Origin of the sequence: Streptomyces sp. NPDC088817 (assembly GCF_044750345.1) — a bacterium.
Taxonomy (GTDB): Bacteria; Actinomycetota; Actinomycetes; order Streptomycetales; family Streptomycetaceae; genus Streptomyces.
Genome location: NZ_JBIVJN010000023.1, coordinates 20,100 through 38,387 on the forward strand (window position 1 = coordinate 20,100; position 18,288 = coordinate 38,387).

Genomic DNA, 18,288 nt, shown 5'->3' on the forward strand with positions numbered 1-18,288 from the left:
TACCGCCCGGCAAGTAAGTTACTTGACGGCCGGTAGGTGACTCGTCGTCGGCCGCCGCTGTCGCACACCGACGCTCCCCCCGGCCCTCCCCAGGCCCCGGGAGCGAGGTTCTCCCCGTGCGCCGTCCGTCTTCGCGGGCGCTGAGGGCGGTGTGCCGCGTGTGGCCCGCTACCTGCCAGAACTCCAGCTTTCAAGAAAGGCAGTCCCATGTCGTCGACCGCAGCCACTCCCGACCAGGAGTCACCGCCCCGCTTCACCCACCGCGAGATCATGGTGACGATGAGCGGTCTGGTCATCGCGCTGCTGCTGGCCATGCTCGACAACATGATCGTGGCTCCCGCCCTGCCGACGATCGTGGGCGACCTCGGCGGGCTCAATCACCTGGCATGGGTGACCACCGGCTACATCCTGGCGTCCACCGTCGCCACCCCCATATGGGGCAAGCTCGGCGACCTGCTCGGCCGCCGGATCACCTTCCTGTCCTCCATCGTGATCTTTCTTGTCGGCTCGGCGCTGTGCGGCATGTCGCAGAACATGGGCGAGCTGGTCGGCTTCCGCGCGCTCCAGGGTCTGGGCGCGGGCGGCCTGATGGTCGGCGTCATGGCGGTGGTGGCCGAGATCGTGCCGCCGCGTGAACGCGGCAAGTACCAGGGCGTGATGATGGCCGTGATGCCGGTCGCCATGATCGGCGGTCCGCTGGCCGGCGGTTTCATCACCGACCACCTCAGCTGGCGCTGGGCCTTCTACGTCAACCTGCCGCTGGGCGTGGTCGCCCTGCTGGTGTGCTGGTTCACCCTGGCCAGGCTGCCGCGCGGCACCGGCCGCGTGCGCATCGACTGGACCGGCGCCGCCCTCCTCACCGTCTGGATCACCGCGCTGGTCCTGATCACCAGCTGGGGCGGCAACGAGTACGACTGGTCCTCGGCGATGATCATCGGCCTGGCGGTGGTGACCGTGGTGGCCTTCGCCGCCTTCGTGCTCGTCGAACGCCGTGCCGCCGAGCCGATCATGCCGCTGTCGGTCTTCGGCAATCGCAACTTCTCCCTGGCCGGGGCGCTCAGCTTCATCGTCGGCTTCGCCCTCTTCGGCGGCGTGACCTTCCTGCCGCAGTTCCAGCAGTTCGTGCAGGGTTCCTCCGCCACCAACAGCGGTCTGCTGCTGATGCCGATGATGCTCGCCTCGATGGTGCTCTCGCTGGCCGGCGGCGCCGTGATCAGCCGCACCGGCCGCTACCGCGCCCTGCCGATCGCCGGCAGCGTCCTGATGGCCGTCGGTCTCGGCCTGTTCGCCACCATGGACACCGGCACCTCCCGCACCGTCACCTCGCTGTACATGGTCGTCCTCGGCGCCGGCATGGGCTGCCTGATGCAGACCACCATGCTGATCGCGCAGAACAACGCCCCGCTGAAGGACATGGGCGCCGCCACCGGCGCCGCCACCTTCCTGCGCAACATGGGCGGTTCCCTGGGTGTCTCCCTGCTGGGCTCGCTCTACGCCACCACCCTCACCGACTCCGTCGTCTCCCACGGCGGCATGACGGCCGGGTCCGGCGGCTCGGCCTCGGTGTCGCAGATGACGCCGGAGGTGCTCAAGAGCCTGCCCGAGGCGGCCCGCCATGTGTTCCAGCAGGCCGTCACCGACGGTGTCAGCTCCGTCTTCACCTGGGGCGCCGTGGTGGCCTGCGCGGGTCTGCTGATCGCCCTGTTCATCCGCCACGTGCCGCTGCGGGGCTTCGACGCCCCGGCCGGTGGCGACACCGCCGGAAAGCCCGGCGCGGCCCTGGACGACCAGGCGGCGACGGCCGGCGCGGCCCCGGCCGGCGGCTGAGGGTCCCTCACCGTCGCACGGTGACGCACCAGCGCGAGAGCCCTGCGGTCCGAAAGGAACCGGCAGGGCTCTCGCACTTCCTGCCCGCTCGACGGGGGCGGTCGCAGGGGGGGGCGGAAACTCGGAGGCGCCGCCGCCCGGTGTCTCGTACGATCGGCGCGCACCGACCGTCGAGTGCCACGCCGAGCACCACCAAGGATTTTGTGAACCACTCCGATCTCCGCGCCAAGGTCCCTTCGCTCGCCGCCGGCATGGCCGCCGCCGAGCACAGCCCGGACGTCCAGTTGTCCCAGACGCGCCACCGCGCCGCGCTCGTGGCGAGCTGGCACATCGCCCCCGGCTCAACCGTTCTCGAACTGGGCTGCGGGCAGGGCGACATGACCGCCGTCCTCGCGGAGGCGGTCGGACCCGAGGGGCGCGTCGTGGCCGTCGACGTGGCCGAGCCCTCCTACGGGGCGCCGGTCACGCTCGGGGAATCGGCGGCCCGGCTCATGGCGGGCCCCCTCGGACCGCGTATCGACTTCCGCTTCGCCACGGACGTACTCGACCCGTCGGTCGGCTTCCCCGAGGGCTCCTTCGACCACGTGGTGCTCGCGCACTGCTCCTGGTACTTCGCCTCACTCGGGCAGCTGCGGGACACGCTGGCCCGGGTGCGTCCGTGGGCGCGTCGGCTGTGGTTCACCGAGTGGGACATGACGCCGGCCTCCGACGTCCAACTGGCGCACCTGCTCGCCGTGCTGATCCAGGGCCAGGTCGAGGCGGCGGGCTCGCGTGGCCAGGGCAACGTCCGCACGCCCTTCTCCCGTGAGGCGCTGCTGCGGCTCCTGCCCGAGGTCGGCTGGACGGCCGACGGCAGCGTGCCGGTGGACACCGCGGAGCTTCAGGACGGCGACTGGGAGGTCGCGGCCTGCCTCGAACTGGTCCGATCCGAGGAGCGCCTGGCCGTGCTGCCCGAGCCGGTGCGGCAGCTCGTCCTGAGCCAGACCGACGTCCTGCGGGCCCTCGCCGAGCCGCGCGGCAACCGTGCGCTCGCCGCGTACGCGGTCACCGCGCACTGACAGATCGCGTTTTCCTCAACTCCGCCGCGTGTCAGTCCCGTTGACGCCCCCTGTGCTCAGCACTACCGTTTGAGAGCGCTCTCACGCCGCGTCCGCCCGCATCCCCCAGCACCGCATCGCACCGCACCGGGCGGGATGCGGGATCACGACCCAGACAGGGACACCCCTCCGGCGAGTCCGGACCTCCGTCGTCGCACGGGAGTGGGTCGACCTGCCGCTCTGAATGTCATGTGCAGGACATCGCTGGCGCATCAACCCCCACAGCACACACCGGGAGTGACAACCGTGGCGAGACGCCCGACCCCCCTGAGGTTCCCGTTCCCCCGCCCGCGGCAGGCTCTGCGGCGCCTGGCGGCCTGCGGCGCGGCGCTGCTGGTGGCCGCCGCCGTGCTCGTCGTGGACGGCGCGGCGCCGAGCCGTGCCGCCACCGCGGCCTGGTCCCCCAAGACCGCCCCGATGACGACACCCTGGACCAACCAGGTCCCGGTCGGCACCCCGCTGCCGGAATACCCCCGGCCGCAGCTCACCCGCCCCGACTGGCTCAACCTCAACGGCATCTGGGACTTCGCGGTCACCTCCCGCGACGCCGGACAGCCCGCCGTCTTCGGTGAGCAGATCCGGGTCCCCTTCGTCCCCGAGTCCGCGCTCTCCGGTATCCAGCGCAAGATCACCCAGAACGACCGGCTCTGGTACCGGCGCACCTTCACGGTGCCCACGGGCTGGAACGGCCGGCGCGTCCAGCTCAACTTCGGCGCCTCCGACTGGGAGACCACGGTGTGGGTGAACGGCCAGCAGGCCGGATCCGTCCACCGCGGCGGCTACGACGCCTTCACCTACGACATCACTCCTCTGCTCAACGGCGGCACCAACACCATCGTCGTCTCCGCCTACGACCCGACCGAGGCCGGTGGCCAGGCCATCGGCAAGCAGCGCATCCAGGACGTCACCCCGCACTCCGGGCACAGCATCGTCTACACGGCCTCGTCGGGAATCTGGCAGACGATCTGGCTGGAGCCCACCGCGGCGGCCCGGATCACCCGGCTCGACATGGTGCCGCGCCTGGAGGACAACACCCTGCGGGTGACCGTGCGCGCCGGCGGAGCCGACGGGGCCGGCGTCAAGGTCACCGTCTCCTCCGGCGGAACACCCGTCGGCAGCGCCACCGGCACGGTCGGCTCCGAGTTCGCCGTGCCCGTACCCGGCGCCCACCTGTGGACGCCCGAGGACCCCTTCCTCTACGACGTCACCGCCGAGCTGACCGGCAGCGCCGGCGGCGACCGGGTCGGCAGCTACACCGGAATGCGGTCCATCGCCGTCAAGGACGTGAACGGCGTGCGCCGGCCGGTCCTCAACGGCCAGTTCGTCTTCCAGACGGGCACCCTGGACCAGGGCTTCTGGCCGGACGGAATCCAGACCGCGCCCACCGACGACGCCCTCCGCTTCGACCTCCAGAAGCACAAGGACCTCGGCTTCAACATGGTCCGCAAGCACATCAAGGTCGAACCGCAGCGCTGGTTCTACTGGGCGGACCGGCTCGGGCTGCTGGTCTGGCAGGACATGCCCTCCATGGACAGCTCCAAGAGCCCGGACAGCGCCGCCCGCACCCAGTGGGAGAACGAGTACCGCGCCATCATCGACCAGCACCGCAGCTCGCCCGCGCTCATCCAGTGGGTGGACCAGAACGAGGGCTGGGGCCAGTACGACCAGGCCCGCATCGCCGACATGGTCAAGGCCTACGACCCGTCCCGCCTGGTCGACAACATGAGTGGCGTCAACTGCTGCGCCGCCAAGGACGGCGGCAACGGCGACGTGATCGACAACCACAACTACGTCGGCCCCGGCAACACGCCCGCCGAGACGGTGCGGGCCGCGGTGCTCGGCGAGTACGGCGGCCTCGGCTACCGGGTCTCCGGCCACGAGTGGTACCCCGGCGGCGGCTGGGGCTACGAGGACCAGCCGAACCAGGCCGCCCTCAACGACCGGCTGGTCGGGCTGCTGGACGGAATGCGGGAGAACTCCATGCCCGCGGCCGGTCTTTCGGCGGCCGTCTACACGCAGATCACCGACGTCGAGAACGAGACCAACGGCCTGATGACCTACGACCGGCAGGTCGTCAAGGTCGACCAGGCCCGCGTCCGCGCCGCCAACCAGGCGCTCATCGCGGCCTCCCGCACGGCGGGTCCGCCGGTCGGGCTGCCGGTGGGGCAGTACGTGTCGATCCGCGTCACCACCAGCGGCTACACGAACCGCTACATCCGGCACTACGACGGGCTCGGCTACACGGAGGCCGTGGACGCGGGCAGCGGGACCGTGCTCAAGCAGGACGCCACCTGGAAGGTGACGCCGGGACTGGCGAACAGGCTCTGCTACTCCTTCGAGTCCCGCAACTACCCGGGCGAGTACCTGCGCCACCGCGACTTCCGCGTCCGGCGCGAGGGCGGCGGCGACACCGTCTACCGGGAGGACGCGACCTGGTGCCCGGTCCGCAACGGCAGCGGCGTCCGGCTGGCGGCGTCCAACTTCCCCGGGCAGTACCTGCGGCACATCAACGCCGAGCTGTGGCTGGCCCAGGCCGGCGGATCGCACACCTGGGACAACCCGGCCACCTTCACCGAGGACACGACCTGGGCGATCGAGGCGCCCTGGGCCCCCTGAGTCCGGCCACCGCCCCGACGCGAAGAGGACGGAACCGACATGTCAGTAAGTCAACACCGCGTGCTCTGCGGGCTGGTGGCCCTGGTGCTCGCCCTGTCCGGGCTGCTCGCCCTGCCCTCCCAAGCGCGGGCCGCGACGCCGGTGTGCGCGCTGGCCTGCGACACCCTCGACCCCTCCAAGGCGGCCCAGGAGACCTTCCCGGTGCCCGACCGGAACATCAACGGCCGGATCCTGAGACTGCACGTCTCCGAGGCCGACGACATGGCCTGGGCCAGCATCGACAACGGCGTCACCGGTGACGCGGTCTGGCTGGACCGCTCCTGGGACCGGGGTGCCACCTGGGACGGACTGCTGGGCAAGGCCGCCGTCCCCGGCACCTGGACCGGCACGCGCACCCTCATGTACAACGTCACCGACCCGGTGGGGCACCGGCGCGGCTGGCTCCGGGCCTGCGGCGACGCGAACGCGGTCACCTGCACCGACTGGTTCCGCCCGCAGGTCTGCGACGGCAACTCCTGCGACGGCGCCGACCCGGCCACCGCGGCCGGCGACGAGCAGCCGGTGCCGGCGACGACCCTGTTCGGGCGAGCCATCAGCCTGCACATGGACCAGCGGGGCGGCATGGCCTGGGCCGTCATCGGCAACGGTGGCGCGGGCGACGAGATCTGGCTGGACCGCTCCTGGGACGAGGGCGCGAGCCGGCCCGAGGGCTCCTCCCTGGGCCGCACCTCCGTACCGTCGGGGCGTACGGGCACCCGGACGGCCATGTTCGCCACCCGCGACCCGCGCGGCCTGCTCTACGGCGGAGCGGTCCGCGCCTGCGGCCGTGAGGCCACGCACCAGGAGGGCAGTTGCACGGCGTGGGCCAGGCCGGTGCCCACCCGGGCCGGTGCGGCGGCCGATGCGCTCATGGCCTCGTACCAGACCAACGAGGGCTGGTGGCGGAGCAGTTGGTGGAACTCGGCGGTGGCGCTCACCGCGGTGGTCGACTTCGCCGAGCACACCGGGCGGCACGACTACGACTGGGCGATCGCGCGCACCTTCGAACAGAACAACGGCGTCTTCCCCGCGGGCGGGCGCAGTTCGGACCCGGTCGAGGGGCACTTCGTCAGCCGGGCCGTCGACGACGCGGCGTGGTGGGCGGTGGCCTGGGTGGCGGCCTACGACCACACCCACCAGCGGCGCTATCTGGACGAGGCGGTCACCATCACGTCCTACGTGCAGCAGTACTGGGACCCGGGCACCTGCGGCGGCGGTGTCTGGTGGGACCGGGAGCGCACCTACAAGAACGCGGTGACCAACGGGCTGTACCTGTGGCTGACGACGGCGCTGCACCAACGGCTCGCCGGTGACGCGCTGTGGGGCGGCCGGTCGCGCACGGCGGCGGACTGGTACCTGAACAGCGGGCTGATCAACGCCTCCGGTCTCGTCAACGACGGACTGACCTCGGGCTGCGTCAACAACGGCCAGACCGTGTGGAGTTACAACCAGGGACTGGCCATCGGCGCCTTCACCCAGCTCTGGCGCAGCACCGGCGAGAGCCGGTACCTGACCACCGCCCGGCGCCTCGCCGACGCCGCGCTGTCGGCGCCGGAGCTGACGCGCGACGGGGTGCTGACCGAGTCCTGCGACACCGGCACCCGCGCGTGCGACGACAACCAGAAGCAGTTCAAGGGCATCTTCGTCCGGCACCTTGCCGACCTCGCGGACGCCACCGGCTCGGCGGCCTACCGGGCGTACATCGCCAAGCAGGCCGACTCCCTGTGGCGCAGCGACCGGGACCCGCTGAACCGGCTCGGGCAGCGCTGGGCGGGCACCGGCCCGAACCAGTCGGACTGGCGGACCCAGGCCAGTGCCCTGGAGGCGCTCACGGCGGCGCAGTAGGACCGGCCCGGCGCGGTCCGTCCACCCATGACGGGCCGCGCCGACCGTCGCACGGCACCGCGGCCTTGTAGCGTATGCGGGTAACTGCACGGAGTGATCACGGCCGGTGAGTCGCACGGAGACCCACGGCCGGAAGAAACGAGGTTGCGATGAGCCTGACGAAGCCCGAGGTCGACTTCCCCGGAGGCGACGCTCCCGACGACCTGCAGATCAGGGACATCGTCGTCGGTGACGGGGCCGAGGCGAAGGCCGGCGGCATGGTCGAGGTCCACTACGTCGGCGTCACCTTCGCGTCCGGTGAGGAGTTCGACGCCTCCTGGAACCGGGGTCAGTCCTTCAGCTTCCCGCTGGGGGCCGGCCGGGTCATCAAGGGCTGGGACCTGGGCGTCGAGGGGATGAGGGTCGGCGGCCGACGCGAACTCATCATTCCCCCGCACCTCGCCTACGGCGACCAGTCGCCCAGCCCGCTGATCCCGCCGGGCTCGACGCTCATCTTCGTCGTGGACCTGCTCGGCGTCTGACGGGCCGTCACCACTGCCCTGTCACCACTGCCCGGTCCCCGCGCTTCGAGCCGGGCCGGGCAGTGCCGTGCCGGCCCGTCGCGAGGCGGGCCGGCCGGACCGCTCCTCAGCAGCAGGGGGACCGACGCGGCCTTGAAGATGGTGGTCATCCGGAGTTCCTCTTCCTCACTGGTGGGTGTTCGAACGCCCATGTGCACCAGGCGATCGAGGCCGGTGTCCCCCGGGCCGCGGTCGAGGCGATCGCCGCGAAGCGCGAGGCGGACTTCGGCGACGAGGCGGACCAGGCCTTCTACCAGTTCTGCCGGGAGGTACTGGAGGAGCACTTCGTCTCCGACGAGACGTTCGCCCGCGCCTGGAGCACTTCGGCGCGAAGGGGCTGGTCGACACCATCGGCGCCCTCGGCAACTTCACCATGCTCGGCATGTGCCTGAACGCCTTTCAGGTCGACCTCCAGGCCGACCGTGAGCCGCCCTTCCCGGACGTACGCGGCTACGCCCGGGTGGCCGCGGCCGGCGGGGACGGACCGCGGCCGTGACGGCGGCCGGGAAAACCCAGGGAGGCGCCGTCATGACCTCGGCCGACCGCTCCGCCGGCCCGGCGGCTGTGCTCCGCGTCCGCGGTGTCACCAAGAGCTTCGGCGGGGCGGCCGCGCTCAAGGGCGTCGACCTCGACCTGTATCCGGGCGAGGTGCACGCGCTGATGGGCATGAACGGCGCCGGCAAGTCGACGCTGGTACAGGTCCTCTCCGGCGTGCACCAGCCCGACGGCGGGACCGTCGAGACGGGCGGCCACCTCCACCCGGGACTGACCGTGCGCCGGGCCCGCCGCCTCGGCATCGCCTCGGTGCCGCAGCGCCGGGAACTGGCCATGGGGCTGACCGTCGCGGAGAACATCATGCTCGGCGACCTGCCCGCCACCGGCGGCGCCGTGCGCTGGCGGACGCTGCGTGCCGAGGCGCGCGAGGCTCTCGCCGGCCTGGGCATCGACATCGACGTCACCCGTACCGCGGGCTCGCTCACCGTCGCCGAGCAGACGATGGTGGAGGTGGCCCGGGAGGTCCGCCGCGGCGGCCGGGTCCTGATCCTCGACGAGCCGACCGCATGTCTGAGCGCCAAGGACGCCCAGCAGATCGCAACCTGGTACGTACCCTGCGCGACGACGGCGTGGCCGTGGTCTACAACAACTTCGCCAGGACCGTCACGGCCGAGTCGCACCAGAACGCCGCAAAGGAACTGTCCAACATCGAGGACATGATCGCGCGTCACGTCGACGTGATCATCCTGCAGACCGTCAGCACCCAGGCGCTCAAGAAGGACATCGCCAAGGCCGAGGAGGCCGGCATCCCGGTCTTCCTGACCTCGGTCGGCGCCGATCCGTCCGGCATCCTCGGCGCCGTCGTGGTCGACCTGAAGGCGGTCGGAAGGCTCGACGCCGAGTGGATCCGCCATGACGCTGCGGGGCGCGGGACCGAGGCCGGCGTCATAGCCGGAGCACCCGGCGCCGCCTCCGACCTCCTCGTCGAGGGATTCACCGGGGCGTCGCCGGCCAATGTGCGGGTGGTGGACAACCAGCCGGCCATGTTCGACCCGGCCAGGGCGCGGCAGGTCGCCGCGGCCATGATCCAGGCCCACCCCGGCCTGGACTACGCCTTCGTCGCCAACGAGGAGATGGCCTTCGCCGTCCGCAAGGCCTTCGACGAGGCCGGAGCGAAGGGCGTCAAGATCGTCACGGTCAACGGCACCGACGAGGGCCTGGCCGCGCTCAAGGACGGGCGTTTCGCCGCTACGGTCGCCAACTCCGCAGCTGACACGGGCCAGTTGGCGGTCGAGAACGTCATCTCCCTGCTGCGCCAGCAGAAGGCCGAGAAGATCGACAAGACGCCGATCCGCCTGGTCACCAAGGAGGACGCCGACACGGCCCCGCTGTACTGCCCCCGGCACGAATAGGCCGACTACCGCCGCCCGCGGTCACCGGCCGGCTCCGGAGTGGGTGTGGCCGCCGGTTCGGGGGCTGCGGCCACCACACTCAGTCGTTCGCGTTACCTCGGGTGACGGTCGGGCGCTTTCCGTGGCTCACCGGCCGCCGGGCGGGTCGCGGACGCCGCCGCGGCCTCGCGTCGGCGTCTGATGGGTTCTCCCACGCGGTGCAGGTGGGTGAGTGCCTCGCGGTAGGACCGGAGCAGGCCGGTCTCGTGGTACGGCACGCCGATCTCCGCGCAGTACGCGCGTACGACGGCCTGGGCCCGCCGCAGATGAGGGGTCGGCATGCTCGGGAACAGGTGGTGCTCTATCTGGTAGTTGAGCCCGCCGAGCATCACGTCGGTGAGCCGGCCGCCCCGCACGTTGCGGGAGGTGAGCACCTGGCGGCGCAGGAAGTCGGAGCGGTCGTCGCCGGTGAAGGTGGGCATGCCCTTGTGGTTCGGGGCGAACGTGCAGCCGAGGTACACACCGAACAGGCACTGGTGCACGACGACGAACGCCACGGCCCTGCCGGGGGAGAGCGTCAGGAACAGCGCGGACAGATAGGCCGCCATGTGCAGGAAGAGCAGAATGCCCTCCAGCAGGCGGCTCTTCATCGACGGTGAGCGCAGTGCCCGCACGCTCGCCACATGCAGGTTGAAGCCCTCCAGCGTCAGCAGCGGGAAGAACAGGAACGCCTGGTGGCCGCCGACGAGACGGGCCAGGCCGTTGCTGCCGCGGGCCTGCTCGGTGGACCACACCAGGATGTCCGGGGCGACATCGGGGTCGAGTTCCTCATGGTTGGGGTTGGCATGGTGGCGGGTGTGCTTGTTCATCCACCAGCCGTAGCTCATGCCGATGCCGAGGTTGCCGAAGAGCCGGCCCCAGATCGCGCTCGCGCGACGCGTCCGGAACACCTGCCGGTGCGCCAGGTCGTGGGCCACCAGGGCGACCTGGCCGGACATCAGGGCCATGAAGGCGGCGACCGCCAGCTGCCACCAGGTGTCGCCCAGCACGGCGAAGGCCGCCCAGCCCGCCGCCAGCAGCCCGATCACCAGACCGAGCCGCACCGTGTAGTAGCCGGGGCGCCGCCGCAGCAGACCCGCCTCGGTGATGCGCTGCGACAGCCGGGCGAAGTCGCTGCCGGCGTCGGGGCGGGCTCTGCGGGGGCGCACGGCGGCCGGTGCGGTCGTGACCGGGGCGTCGGGGGAAATCGTCATGCGGGCGAGTCTGGCTACGACCGACCTGTCGTCACCAGCCTGTCAGCCGTAGACCTCGTGGGGGGCCGGGCCCCCGTCACCCCGGGGGGTTGTCCCCACCCCTGCACGCCCTGAGCTGGGCATTCGCCGGTCCGTCCGGGTCACGGGGGCCGGTCTGGCGGACCCGGGCGATCAGCAGCGCGACGTCGTCGTGGGCGTCGGGGCGGCGCAGGGCGTCCAGGAGCAGGTCGCAGCGGGTCGTGCCGATGCGCGCGGACGCGTCGGCGATACGGGCCAGACGCTGCCGCGCCGCGACGGAGCGCGCCCGACAGCGAGGGTAGGCCTCCGACCGGCCCGAGGTCGGCCCGGACGGATTCGGCGACACCCATGCCACCACTCCTTCCGCCCGCCGCGGCGGGGGCTCTCGTGCTGGTCGGCCCGTTCCGGCCCGACACCTCCCTTCGTCCCTCCGGACCGGCCGCCCCGCGGTTTCCCCGAAGCCGTCCCACGGCCGCCGCACGGTCGGCCGGGCCGGGGAGCGCACGGGGAACGCGCCGCGACTCCATGAGACCGTGGACGTCAGGGCGCCGGACCCCGGCCGCCGCGCGCCGAACTCACCCTTCTCCGGAGCGACATGGTGACGACGCCCCTCCGACTCTGGCGGCTTCTGGCCGCCGTCGACCTCTCCCGTCCCGACGGCCCCCGGGAGGCACTACGGCTCGTGGAGGACCTCTACCACGGCGGGGACTGCGGCGACCTCGGAGAAGATCCGGGCCCGGACCCGCGCGACGACGGCCTGCGCGTCGCCCGGGCCCTGCTGGACCGTGAACTGCCTCCGGACGAAAGGGCGTTGGTCACCGACTTCTGCGTGGGAGCGCTGCTGGAGCGCTACCAACGGCACCACGCGCTCCAGGACCTCGCCCGGGCGTTGGACGTCCAGCGCGGGACGGCGGAGACGGCCGACCCGGCGGGAGCCTGCGCGGCCTGGGTCAACCTGGCCGTCGGCACCCAGGGCGACCATCGTCTGCGACCCGGGGGAGGGCGACGGCCATCTGCCCGCCGTCGAGGCCGAGGCCCATCGGATCGCGTCCTGCTACGTGGACGCGAAGAAGCATGTCGCCGCGTCGGCGGGTGCGATGAGGCACGGACGCGCACTGCGTCGCGCCGAGGTGTCCGAACCGGGCGCGGACCCCCGCCCCACCGAACGCCCGGACGGCGAGGCCGCCGCCTTCCTCTCCGGACCGCTTGGCGTGAGCACGGCGGTCCGACGGGTCCCGGTCAGGCGGTCGACCGGCCGGGGCTGTGGGGGTCCGGTTCCTCCTGCTCCGGCTCCGCCTGGTCCCGATCGCACACGGTGGTTCCGAACAGGCGCCCGGACTTGTCCTCCTGGGCGAGGCGGCGCAGGGCGAGCAGGGCGGGCTCCAGGAGGACGGACACCACCACCGCGCGTTCGGCCTGCTCCAGCGGGCCGGACATGCCGCTGAGCTGCTCCAGGTCGAGCTTCGACATCTTGTCGACCAGTTCCGCGTACGGCAGCAGCGTCCGCCAGTCGATGCCCGCCCCGAGGTCGGCGAGGGCGGCCAGCACACCGCCCAGCTCCCCGATCGCGGACGTCTCCTCGTCCACGTCCCACCCCATCTCGGCCACCAGCCGAAGCGCGTCGGCGGCGCCGGGCGGCGCGGGCTGCGGCAACTGTTCCTCCTCGGCCGTGAGCTCGGCGGGACGGGCGTTGATCACGATCCCGAGGACCTGATGCAGGTCGCCCTCGTGCGTGACCGCCGACAGGATCTCCTTCGTCGCGCCGACCGACAGGTGCCGCACGGTGATCAGGGTGCGGATCAGCCGGAGCCGGCGCAGGTGGTCCTCGTCGTAGACGGCCTGGTTGGCGGCCGTCGCGTGGCCCGGGGGCAGCAGCCCGTCCCGCAGGTAGTACTTGATCGTGGGGATGGTCACCCCACTGCGTCGGCTGAGTTCCGAGATCTTCATCGAGCCACTCACTCACGGATTGAACGGGACAACGGATCGCGCGACTATCCAGTATGGCGGTGATCGCCGGGGGAACTGTTCGGCGCGGATGGGGCACATTGGAACCATGCACATCCGGCAGCACCTCGCCCAGCCGCGGCAGCCGTGGCGGTCGCGGCCCGCGTTGGTGGCGATTCCGCTGGTGCTGATCGTCGCGATCACCCTGGCGGACATCCACTCGCCGGAATCCGTCCACCTCGGCCCGCTGCTCGTCGTGGCCCCTGCCCTCACCACCTCGTTCGGCGGCTACCTGCTGACCGGGCTGATCGGGGTCCTGGCGCTGGGGGCGCAGATTCTTCTCGCCGTCCTCCACGGGGGAATGACCGCCCCCAACCACATCTCGCAGCTCATCGCGCTCACGATCCTCTCGGCCTTCTGCATGGTCGTGTGCTTCTTCCGGGACCGGCGGGAGGCGGAACTGGCCCAGGTGCGGTCCGTCTCCGAGGCCGCCCAGAGAGCCCTGCTCCGCCCGCTGCCCGACCACCTCGGCGACCTGCACATCGCGTCCTCGTACCTGGCGGCCGAGAAGGAGGCGTGCATCGGCGGCGACCTGTACGCGGTGGCGCGCACCGGTGACCGTACCCGTGTGATCGTCGGTGATGTACGGGGGAAGGGGCTGGCCGCGATCGGGGAGGCGGCCACGCTGCTCGGCGCGTTCCAGGAGGCCGCCCACCACCACCCCACGCTGCCCGCCCTCGCGGAGGCCCTGGACCGCAGCGTCTGCCGCTACCTCACCGAATTCCCGGAGGCCGACGGGGAGGGCCAGGAGCACTTCATCACCGCGCTGCTGCTGGAGATCCCCGAGCACGGCCCGGTGGCCCGGGTCGTCCACTGCGGGCACCCGCCGCCCTTCCTGATCAGGCAGGGTCACATCGTCTCCCTGACGAGTCCCCGTCCGGCGCCTCCGCTGGGCATGTCGGGACTGCGGCCGGGCGCCTACGACACGCACGCCTTCTCGTTCCGGCCCGGTGACACGCTGCTCCTCTACACCGACGGTGTGGTGGAGGCCCGCGACAGCAGCCGCGCCTTCTACCCGCTGGAGGAACGGATCGCCCAGTGGGCCAGGTGCGGTCCCAGGACCCTGGTGCAGCACGTGGAACAGGACCTTCTCGCCCACGCCGACGGGGCTCTCGGCGACGACGCCGCCCTCCTCGCCATCCGGCGCACCACGGCGGCGCACAGCGGTCTGCACCTCAGCCATCGGGAGCACGGCACCGTCTGACGTGGCCCACCAAGGATTCCTGGACGGACAGTCATCTTCTGGGAAAGTCTCCGCGCGATCCGCGCCCCATGGGAAAAATCCCCTCCGCCCGCCTGTTGGCACAAGCAGGCGGTGAACGATGGGCCGGGCCGGTCCCGCCGCCGACGGAATCCGCCGTCGAGGATGGGAGTTCTCCGATGCCGCTGACGTCGATGGGTCCGCGTACGGGTCGCGCGTCCGGGGGGAGGACCGGTGGGGCCGGGAGTCCGGGCTTCGTACTCCGGTACGGCACGGGGTTCTGGACGGTCGCCGCGGTGTTCGTGACGGCCATGGCGTTCTCCACCGTTCCCACCCCGCTGTATCCCCTGTACGAGGCCCACGACGGGTTCTCCACGTTCACGGTCACCGTCGTGTTCGCCGTCTACGCGGTCGGAGTGCTGATCAGCCTCCTGCTCGCCGGGCACGTGTCGGACTGGCTGGGCCGCAAGAAGGTCATGGCGTCGGCGCTGGGGCTCGAACTGCTCGCTGCGGCCCTGTTCCTGTCCGCCACGGCCCTGCCCGTACTGGTCGTCGCCCGGCTGGTCACCGGTCTCGGCGTCGGCATGCTGACGGCCACCGCCACCGCGTACCTCCAGGAGCTGCACAGCGCCCACCGACCCGGCGCCTCGGCACGGAGGTTCGAGATCGTGTCGACCGCGGCCAACATCGGCGGACTCGGCCTCGGGCCCGTCGCCGCGGGAGTGCTCGCCCAGTACCTCGGTGCGCCGCTCCGGCTGCCGTACGCGGTCTTCGTCGTGCTGCTGCTCACCGGGGCGGCCGCCATCGCACTGATGCCGGAGACGGTCGCCAAGCCCGCGGTCAGGCCCGCCTACCGCCCGCAGCGAGCCGGGACCGCTCTCGGCGACCCCGGATTCCTCGCCCCCGCCGCGGCCGGTTTCACCTCCATGGCCGTGTTCGGCCTGTTCACCTCGGTGGTGCCCGGATTCGTCGGCGGCACCCTGCACCACCCCTCCCGGGCGCTCGCCGGGCTGGTCGTGTCCGCGGTGTTCGCGGCCGCGGCGGCTGCCCAGACGGGCACCGGCCGGCTCGGCGCCCGCACCCGCTGGTACACCGGGCTGCTCGCCCAGGCCGTGGGCATGGCCGTCCTCGTGGCAGGCATCCGTCTTGCCAGCCTGCCCGTGTTCCTGCTCGCCGGGATCATCGCCGGAGCGGGCGCCGGCCTGCTGTTCAAGTCCGCCGTCGGACAGGTCGCCGACACAGCGGCACCGGCCCGGCGCGGCGAGGCCCTCGCCGGTCTGTTCCTCGCCTCCTACCTCGGCCTGGCGCTGCTGCCCGTCGGCCTCGGCGCGGCCAGCAGCGCCCTGAACCTGTCCGACGCCACGACGTGGTTCACCGCCGTCGTCCTCGCCCTGCTCGCGGCCATCGCCCTGCGCGGCCGCCGCCACGGCCCGTACCCGGTGACGGCCGGGGATCCGTCAGCCGGACGGTGAGCCGGTGCCCTCGCGGGGGCAGGGGAAGGTGTCGGGCGGGGTGCCCCACCTCTCGGGGTTCTGCCGCTCGGGCAGGATTCCGCAGCTGAGCAGTGTCGTCGTGGCGCCGCCCGGCTGGGCGATCCCACGGATGTAGACGGCCTTGTCGGGCGGGAACTTGTTCCTGTCGTCCAGTCTCAGCACGCCCGACGCGCCGGGGTACTGGGCCACGCCATGGGCGGTGAGCCACAGGTAGATGTCGTTGGGCTGGACGTCGTGGGAGGCGGGCATGAGGTTCTCGACGACCTTGGAGACGATGCCCACGGTGTCGAAGCCGCTGGCCGCGTCGGCGTCCGCGCTGCGGCGGCCGAAGACGACGGAGAAGTCCTGGGTGAACTGGGCGTAGGGATCCCGGGGGTCCCGCGTGGGTGCGTTCGTCGTCTCGTAGAAGAGGGTCATGTACGGGTAGGCGCGCGCCGTCTCCGCGGGACGGAGCTGGAAGTCGAGGGGGGCGCTTTCCGAGATCAGGGGAATGGTCGTGCCCTCCGGTGGCTGGCACTGACCACCGGCACTCCGCATGGCGTTGAGAAGACTGGGCAGGACGCCGGACTGTGCCAGATAGGCGACGATGCCCTGGGTCGCGGTGACCTTGTTGCAGATGTCGGTGGCGATGCTGCCCGGCGTCGAGCCCCTGAGGCCGGAAGAGTTGGGCACGCGTGCCTCCGGGGAAGAAGTGGGGAGGTCAACATGCCATGAGCAAATGGCTGGAAAGTGCTATGTATTCGCCAATGGCCCGTACTGAGTGGTTCGGATCGTTTCGGGGTCGCGGATCGCCTGCTTCGTGACGTGATGCGCCCGCGCGTTGACGGCGGTACGTCATGCGCGCGGGCTTTGGCCGGCGACCGGGAGTCCCGCGGCGCCGTCAGCCGTGGACCGGCGAGTTCCCGCCGGCGGCACGGGCGCGGGAGGCGTCGATCTCCGCGTAGGCCTGCTCGCGGCCCTCCCAGTGCGACCCCTCGACGGACTTGCCGGGTTCCAGGTCCTTGTACACCTCGAAGAAGTGGGTGATCTCCAGCCGGTCGAAGAGGGAGATGTCGTCGATGTCCTGCACGTCCGCGTACCGGGGATCGTGGGCGGGGACGCAGAGGATCTTCTCGTCGGGGCCGCGTTCGTCCTTCATGGCGAACATGCCCACCGCCCGGCACTCGACGAGGCAGCCGGGGAACGTCGGCTCGCCGGTCAGCACGAGCGCGTCCAGCGGGTCGCCGTCACGGCCCAGGGTGCCGTCGATGTAGCCGTAGTCCGCCGGATACTGGGTGGACGTGAACAGCAGCCGGTCCAGCCGGATGCGGTGCAGTTCGTGATCCATCTCGTACTTGTTCCGGGACCCCTGGGGGATCTCCACGATCACGTCGAACTCCATGGTGTCCTCCTGAGGGCGCACGCCGTACGGGCCGGGCAGGCACGGGCGCACAGGCGGACCGGCGGCCGTGGCCGGGGGAGCGGGGCCGGTCGGCCCGGGCACCGTTCCTCCTGGTCACCTCCGTGGACCAGGGACCGTCAGCGGCATCATGCCCCGGTCGCGGTGGACCCCGTCATCGACGCGCTCGGCGCGCTCCGCACGGGCCCGGCGGATCGCCGTGGCAGGTCTCCAGCGTACGCCGGACGGAGCACCGCGTTCCGGCCGCGGCGAACCGGTGCGGCGGCCGGTGGACCGGGTACTCGGAAGGCCTCCCGGTGAGAGGAGTGATGGGCTCATGGCAGGAGACGACGACTTCTACACCCGGGATCGTCCTGAGAACACCGACCTCGAGGAGGACCGCCCACGCGGTGGCGGCAGCGAGCCCGCCGGCAGGGGTGCTCTCAGGTCCTTCTGGGTCCTGTACCTCGTGGTGGCGGTGGTGATCGTGATCATGTTCGTGACCCTCATCTGACGCGGGCGGCCTGCTCACGAACGACGTTCCGCGGCCGTCAGAAGGCCGTGGGTGACCAGCCCGTACAGCAGGTGAGGCACCGCGTCCGACAGCCAGTCCCCGGCCCGCCAGCCGGCCGGGTCACTCACTCCCAGCCGGGCCATCGGCACGTCCGTCGCCGCCATGGCCAGGGCGCCGGTGACCACCCCTCCCAGCCACCAGGGCATCCGGACCCCCGCGCGACGGGCCAGCGCGACGGCCGCTCCCGTGCCGACGCCCACGGCGATACCGGACAGCGCGCCGAGGCCGGAGAGCCGGTTGTCCCGGCCGTCGTCCGGACCGGCGACCGGATGACCCAGGTCCTCCGCGAGCCTGTCCACCACCTGGGCGGGGACCTCGCTGGCCGGCCTTCCCCGCCATGCCATGTCGGCGTAGGTCACGGCGTTCAGTACGGTCGTCCCGGCGGCACCGGCCGCGCCACCACGCACCATGCTCCCGAACATGTCGGGCCGGGTTCCCCCCGCCCCCTGGTGCGAATCGCACCAGGGCGAAGTGCCCTCCGCGAGGCAGTGCGTGGC

18 protein-coding genes are annotated in these 18,288 nt (G+C 71.8%); 11 read left to right on the forward strand and 7 right to left on the reverse strand.

Going from position 1 to position 18,288, the window contains the following annotated elements; all coding sequences use genetic code 11:
* Nucleotides 1-207 precede the first annotated feature (207 nt).
* The 8 genes from ACIP4X_RS32430 (at nt 208) to ACIP4X_RS32465 (ending at nt 9,891) form a co-directional block, all read left to right on the forward strand.
* Nucleotides 208-1,827 (forward strand): MDR family MFS transporter, encoded by a 1,620-nt coding sequence (locus tag ACIP4X_RS32430; RefSeq protein WP_358732921.1) that lies wholly within the window; start codon nt 208-210, stop codon nt 1,825-1,827.
* Nucleotides 1,828-2,030: 203 nt separating this feature from the next.
* Complete coding sequence (locus tag ACIP4X_RS32435) at nt 2,031-2,885, forward strand: class I SAM-dependent methyltransferase (protein WP_401351760.1); 855 nt, start codon at nt 2,031-2,033, stop codon at nt 2,883-2,885.
* 228 nt (nt 2,886-3,113) lie between these two features.
* The gene (locus tag ACIP4X_RS32440; RefSeq protein ID WP_401351763.1) at nt 3,114-5,540 is read left to right on the forward strand and encodes an AbfB domain-containing protein; all 2,427 of its coding nucleotides are present in this window, start codon (nt 3,114-3,116) and stop codon (nt 5,538-5,540) included.
* A 39-nt stretch (nt 5,541-5,579) separates the two neighbouring features.
* The gene (locus ACIP4X_RS32445; protein ID WP_401351765.1) at nt 5,580-7,424 is read left to right on the forward strand and encodes a glycoside hydrolase family 76 protein; all 1,845 of its coding nucleotides are present in this window, start codon (nt 5,580-5,582) and stop codon (nt 7,422-7,424) included.
* A 149-nt stretch (nt 7,425-7,573) separates the two neighbouring features.
* Complete coding sequence (locus ACIP4X_RS32450; RefSeq protein WP_358732927.1) at nt 7,574-7,945, forward strand: FKBP-type peptidyl-prolyl cis-trans isomerase; 372 nt, start codon at nt 7,574-7,576, stop codon at nt 7,943-7,945.
* Nucleotides 7,946-8,136: 191 nt separating this feature from the next.
* Nucleotides 8,137-8,376, forward strand: a complete 240-nt coding sequence (locus ACIP4X_RS32455) for a hypothetical protein (RefSeq protein WP_401351768.1) — start codon at nt 8,137-8,139, stop codon at nt 8,374-8,376.
* Nucleotides 8,377-8,512: 136 nt separating this feature from the next.
* On the forward strand, nt 8,513-9,199 hold the full coding sequence (locus tag ACIP4X_RS32460) for an ATP-binding cassette domain-containing protein (protein WP_401351771.1): 687 nt from the start codon (nt 8,513-8,515) through the stop codon (nt 9,197-9,199).
* Nucleotides 9,109-9,891, forward strand: coding sequence for a sugar ABC transporter substrate-binding protein (locus ACIP4X_RS32465; protein WP_358732932.1), 783 nt, complete (start codon nt 9,109-9,111; stop codon nt 9,889-9,891). Before ACIP4X_RS32460 ends, ACIP4X_RS32465 begins: the two co-directional genes overlap by 91 nt.
* Nucleotides 9,892-9,983: 92 nt before the next feature.
* Here ACIP4X_RS32465 and ACIP4X_RS32470 read toward each other — a convergent pair whose 3' ends face one another.
* The 4 genes from ACIP4X_RS32470 to ACIP4X_RS32485 form a co-directional block, all read right to left on the reverse strand.
* Entirely contained in the window at nt 9,984-11,123 is a 1,140-nt protein-coding gene (locus ACIP4X_RS32470; protein ID WP_391454781.1) for a fatty acid desaturase, read from the reverse strand.
* Between the two features lie 76 nt (nt 11,124-11,199).
* Entirely contained in the window at nt 11,200-11,487 is a 288-nt protein-coding gene (locus tag ACIP4X_RS32475) for a hypothetical protein (protein ID WP_401351775.1), read from the reverse strand.
* Nucleotides 11,488-11,814: 327 nt separating this feature from the next.
* Entirely contained in the window at nt 11,815-12,123 is a 309-nt protein-coding gene (locus ACIP4X_RS32480; RefSeq protein WP_401351778.1) for a hypothetical protein, read from the reverse strand.
* A gap of 257 nt (nt 12,124-12,380) precedes the next feature.
* On the reverse strand, nt 12,381-13,088 hold the full coding sequence (locus ACIP4X_RS32485; RefSeq protein WP_401351781.1) for a MerR family transcriptional regulator: 708 nt from the start codon (nt 13,086-13,088) through the stop codon (nt 12,381-12,383).
* Between the two features lie 106 nt (nt 13,089-13,194).
* Here ACIP4X_RS32485 and ACIP4X_RS32490 point away from each other — a divergent pair, with 106 nt between their 5' ends.
* Together ACIP4X_RS32490 and ACIP4X_RS32495 are read left to right on the forward strand one after the other, a co-directional pair.
* Nucleotides 13,195-14,349: a PP2C family protein-serine/threonine phosphatase gene (locus ACIP4X_RS32490; RefSeq protein WP_401351784.1), complete on the forward strand. Its 1,155-nt coding sequence runs from the start codon at nt 13,195-13,197 to the stop codon at nt 14,347-14,349.
* A gap of 191 nt (nt 14,350-14,540) precedes the next feature.
* Entirely contained in the window at nt 14,541-15,818 is a 1,278-nt protein-coding gene (locus tag ACIP4X_RS32495) for an MFS transporter (RefSeq protein WP_401351853.1), read from the forward strand.
* Here the strand turns inward: ACIP4X_RS32495 and ACIP4X_RS32500 are convergent.
* Both ACIP4X_RS32500 and ACIP4X_RS32505 read right to left on the reverse strand, forming a co-directional pair.
* Nucleotides 15,804-16,511, reverse strand: coding sequence for a hypothetical protein (locus tag ACIP4X_RS32500; protein ID WP_401351787.1), 708 nt, complete (start codon nt 16,509-16,511; stop codon nt 15,804-15,806). The genes ACIP4X_RS32495 and ACIP4X_RS32500 overlap by 15 nt on opposite strands.
* Before the next feature lie 208 nt (nt 16,512-16,719).
* Complete coding sequence (locus ACIP4X_RS32505; RefSeq protein ID WP_358732944.1) at nt 16,720-17,220, reverse strand: inorganic diphosphatase; 501 nt, start codon at nt 17,218-17,220, stop codon at nt 16,720-16,722.
* A 334-nt stretch (nt 17,221-17,554) separates the two neighbouring features.
* On the opposite strand from ACIP4X_RS32505, the gene ACIP4X_RS32510 reads away from it, so the two are divergent.
* Nucleotides 17,555-17,731 carry a hypothetical protein gene (locus ACIP4X_RS32510; RefSeq protein ID WP_358732945.1) on the forward strand — a complete coding sequence of 59 codons (177 nt, stop codon included), beginning with the start codon at nt 17,555-17,557 and terminating at the stop codon, nt 17,729-17,731.
* A gap of 14 nt (nt 17,732-17,745) precedes the next feature.
* Here ACIP4X_RS32510 and ACIP4X_RS32515 read toward each other — a convergent pair whose 3' ends face one another.
* A complete protein-coding gene (locus tag ACIP4X_RS32515; RefSeq protein WP_358732946.1) occupies nt 17,746-18,213 on the reverse strand; it encodes a hypothetical protein in 468 nt (155 codons plus the stop codon).
* Nucleotides 18,214-18,288: the final 75 nt, after the last annotated feature.

Coding starts and splice junctions, on each gene's coding strand:
- ACIP4X_RS32430 (WP_358732921.1), top strand. CDS start 208: ATGTCGTCGACCGCAGCCACTCCCGACCAGGAGTCACCGCCCCGCTTC.
- ACIP4X_RS32440 (WP_401351763.1), top strand. CDS start 3,114: ATGTGCAGGACATCGCTGGCGCATCAACCCCCACAGCACACACCGGGA.
- ACIP4X_RS32445 (WP_401351765.1), top strand. CDS start 5,580: ATGTCAGTAAGTCAACACCGCGTGCTCTGCGGGCTGGTGGCCCTGGTG.
- ACIP4X_RS32450 (WP_358732927.1), top strand. CDS start 7,574: ATGAGCCTGACGAAGCCCGAGGTCGACTTCCCCGGAGGCGACGCTCCC.
- ACIP4X_RS32460 (WP_401351771.1), top strand. CDS start 8,513: ATGACCTCGGCCGACCGCTCCGCCGGCCCGGCGGCTGTGCTCCGCGTC.
- ACIP4X_RS32470 (WP_391454781.1), bottom strand. CDS start 11,123: ATGACGATTTCCCCCGACGCCCCGGTCACGACCGCACCGGCCGCCGTG.
- ACIP4X_RS32480 (WP_401351778.1), bottom strand. CDS start 12,123: ATGGTCGCCCTGGGTGCCGACGGCCAGGTTGACCCAGGCCGCGCAGGC.
- ACIP4X_RS32485 (WP_401351781.1), bottom strand. CDS start 13,088: ATGAAGATCTCGGAACTCAGCCGACGCAGTGGGGTGACCATCCCCACG.
- ACIP4X_RS32490 (WP_401351784.1), top strand. CDS start 13,195: ATGCACATCCGGCAGCACCTCGCCCAGCCGCGGCAGCCGTGGCGGTCG.
- ACIP4X_RS32495 (WP_401351853.1), top strand. CDS start 14,541: ATGGGTCCGCGTACGGGTCGCGCGTCCGGGGGGAGGACCGGTGGGGCC.
- ACIP4X_RS32505 (WP_358732944.1), bottom strand. CDS start 17,220: ATGGAGTTCGACGTGATCGTGGAGATCCCCCAGGGGTCCCGGAACAAG.
- ACIP4X_RS32510 (WP_358732945.1), top strand. CDS start 17,555: ATGGCAGGAGACGACGACTTCTACACCCGGGATCGTCCTGAGAACACC.
- ACIP4X_RS32515 (WP_358732946.1), bottom strand. CDS start 18,213: ATGTTCGGGAGCATGGTGCGTGGTGGCGCGGCCGGTGCCGCCGGGACG.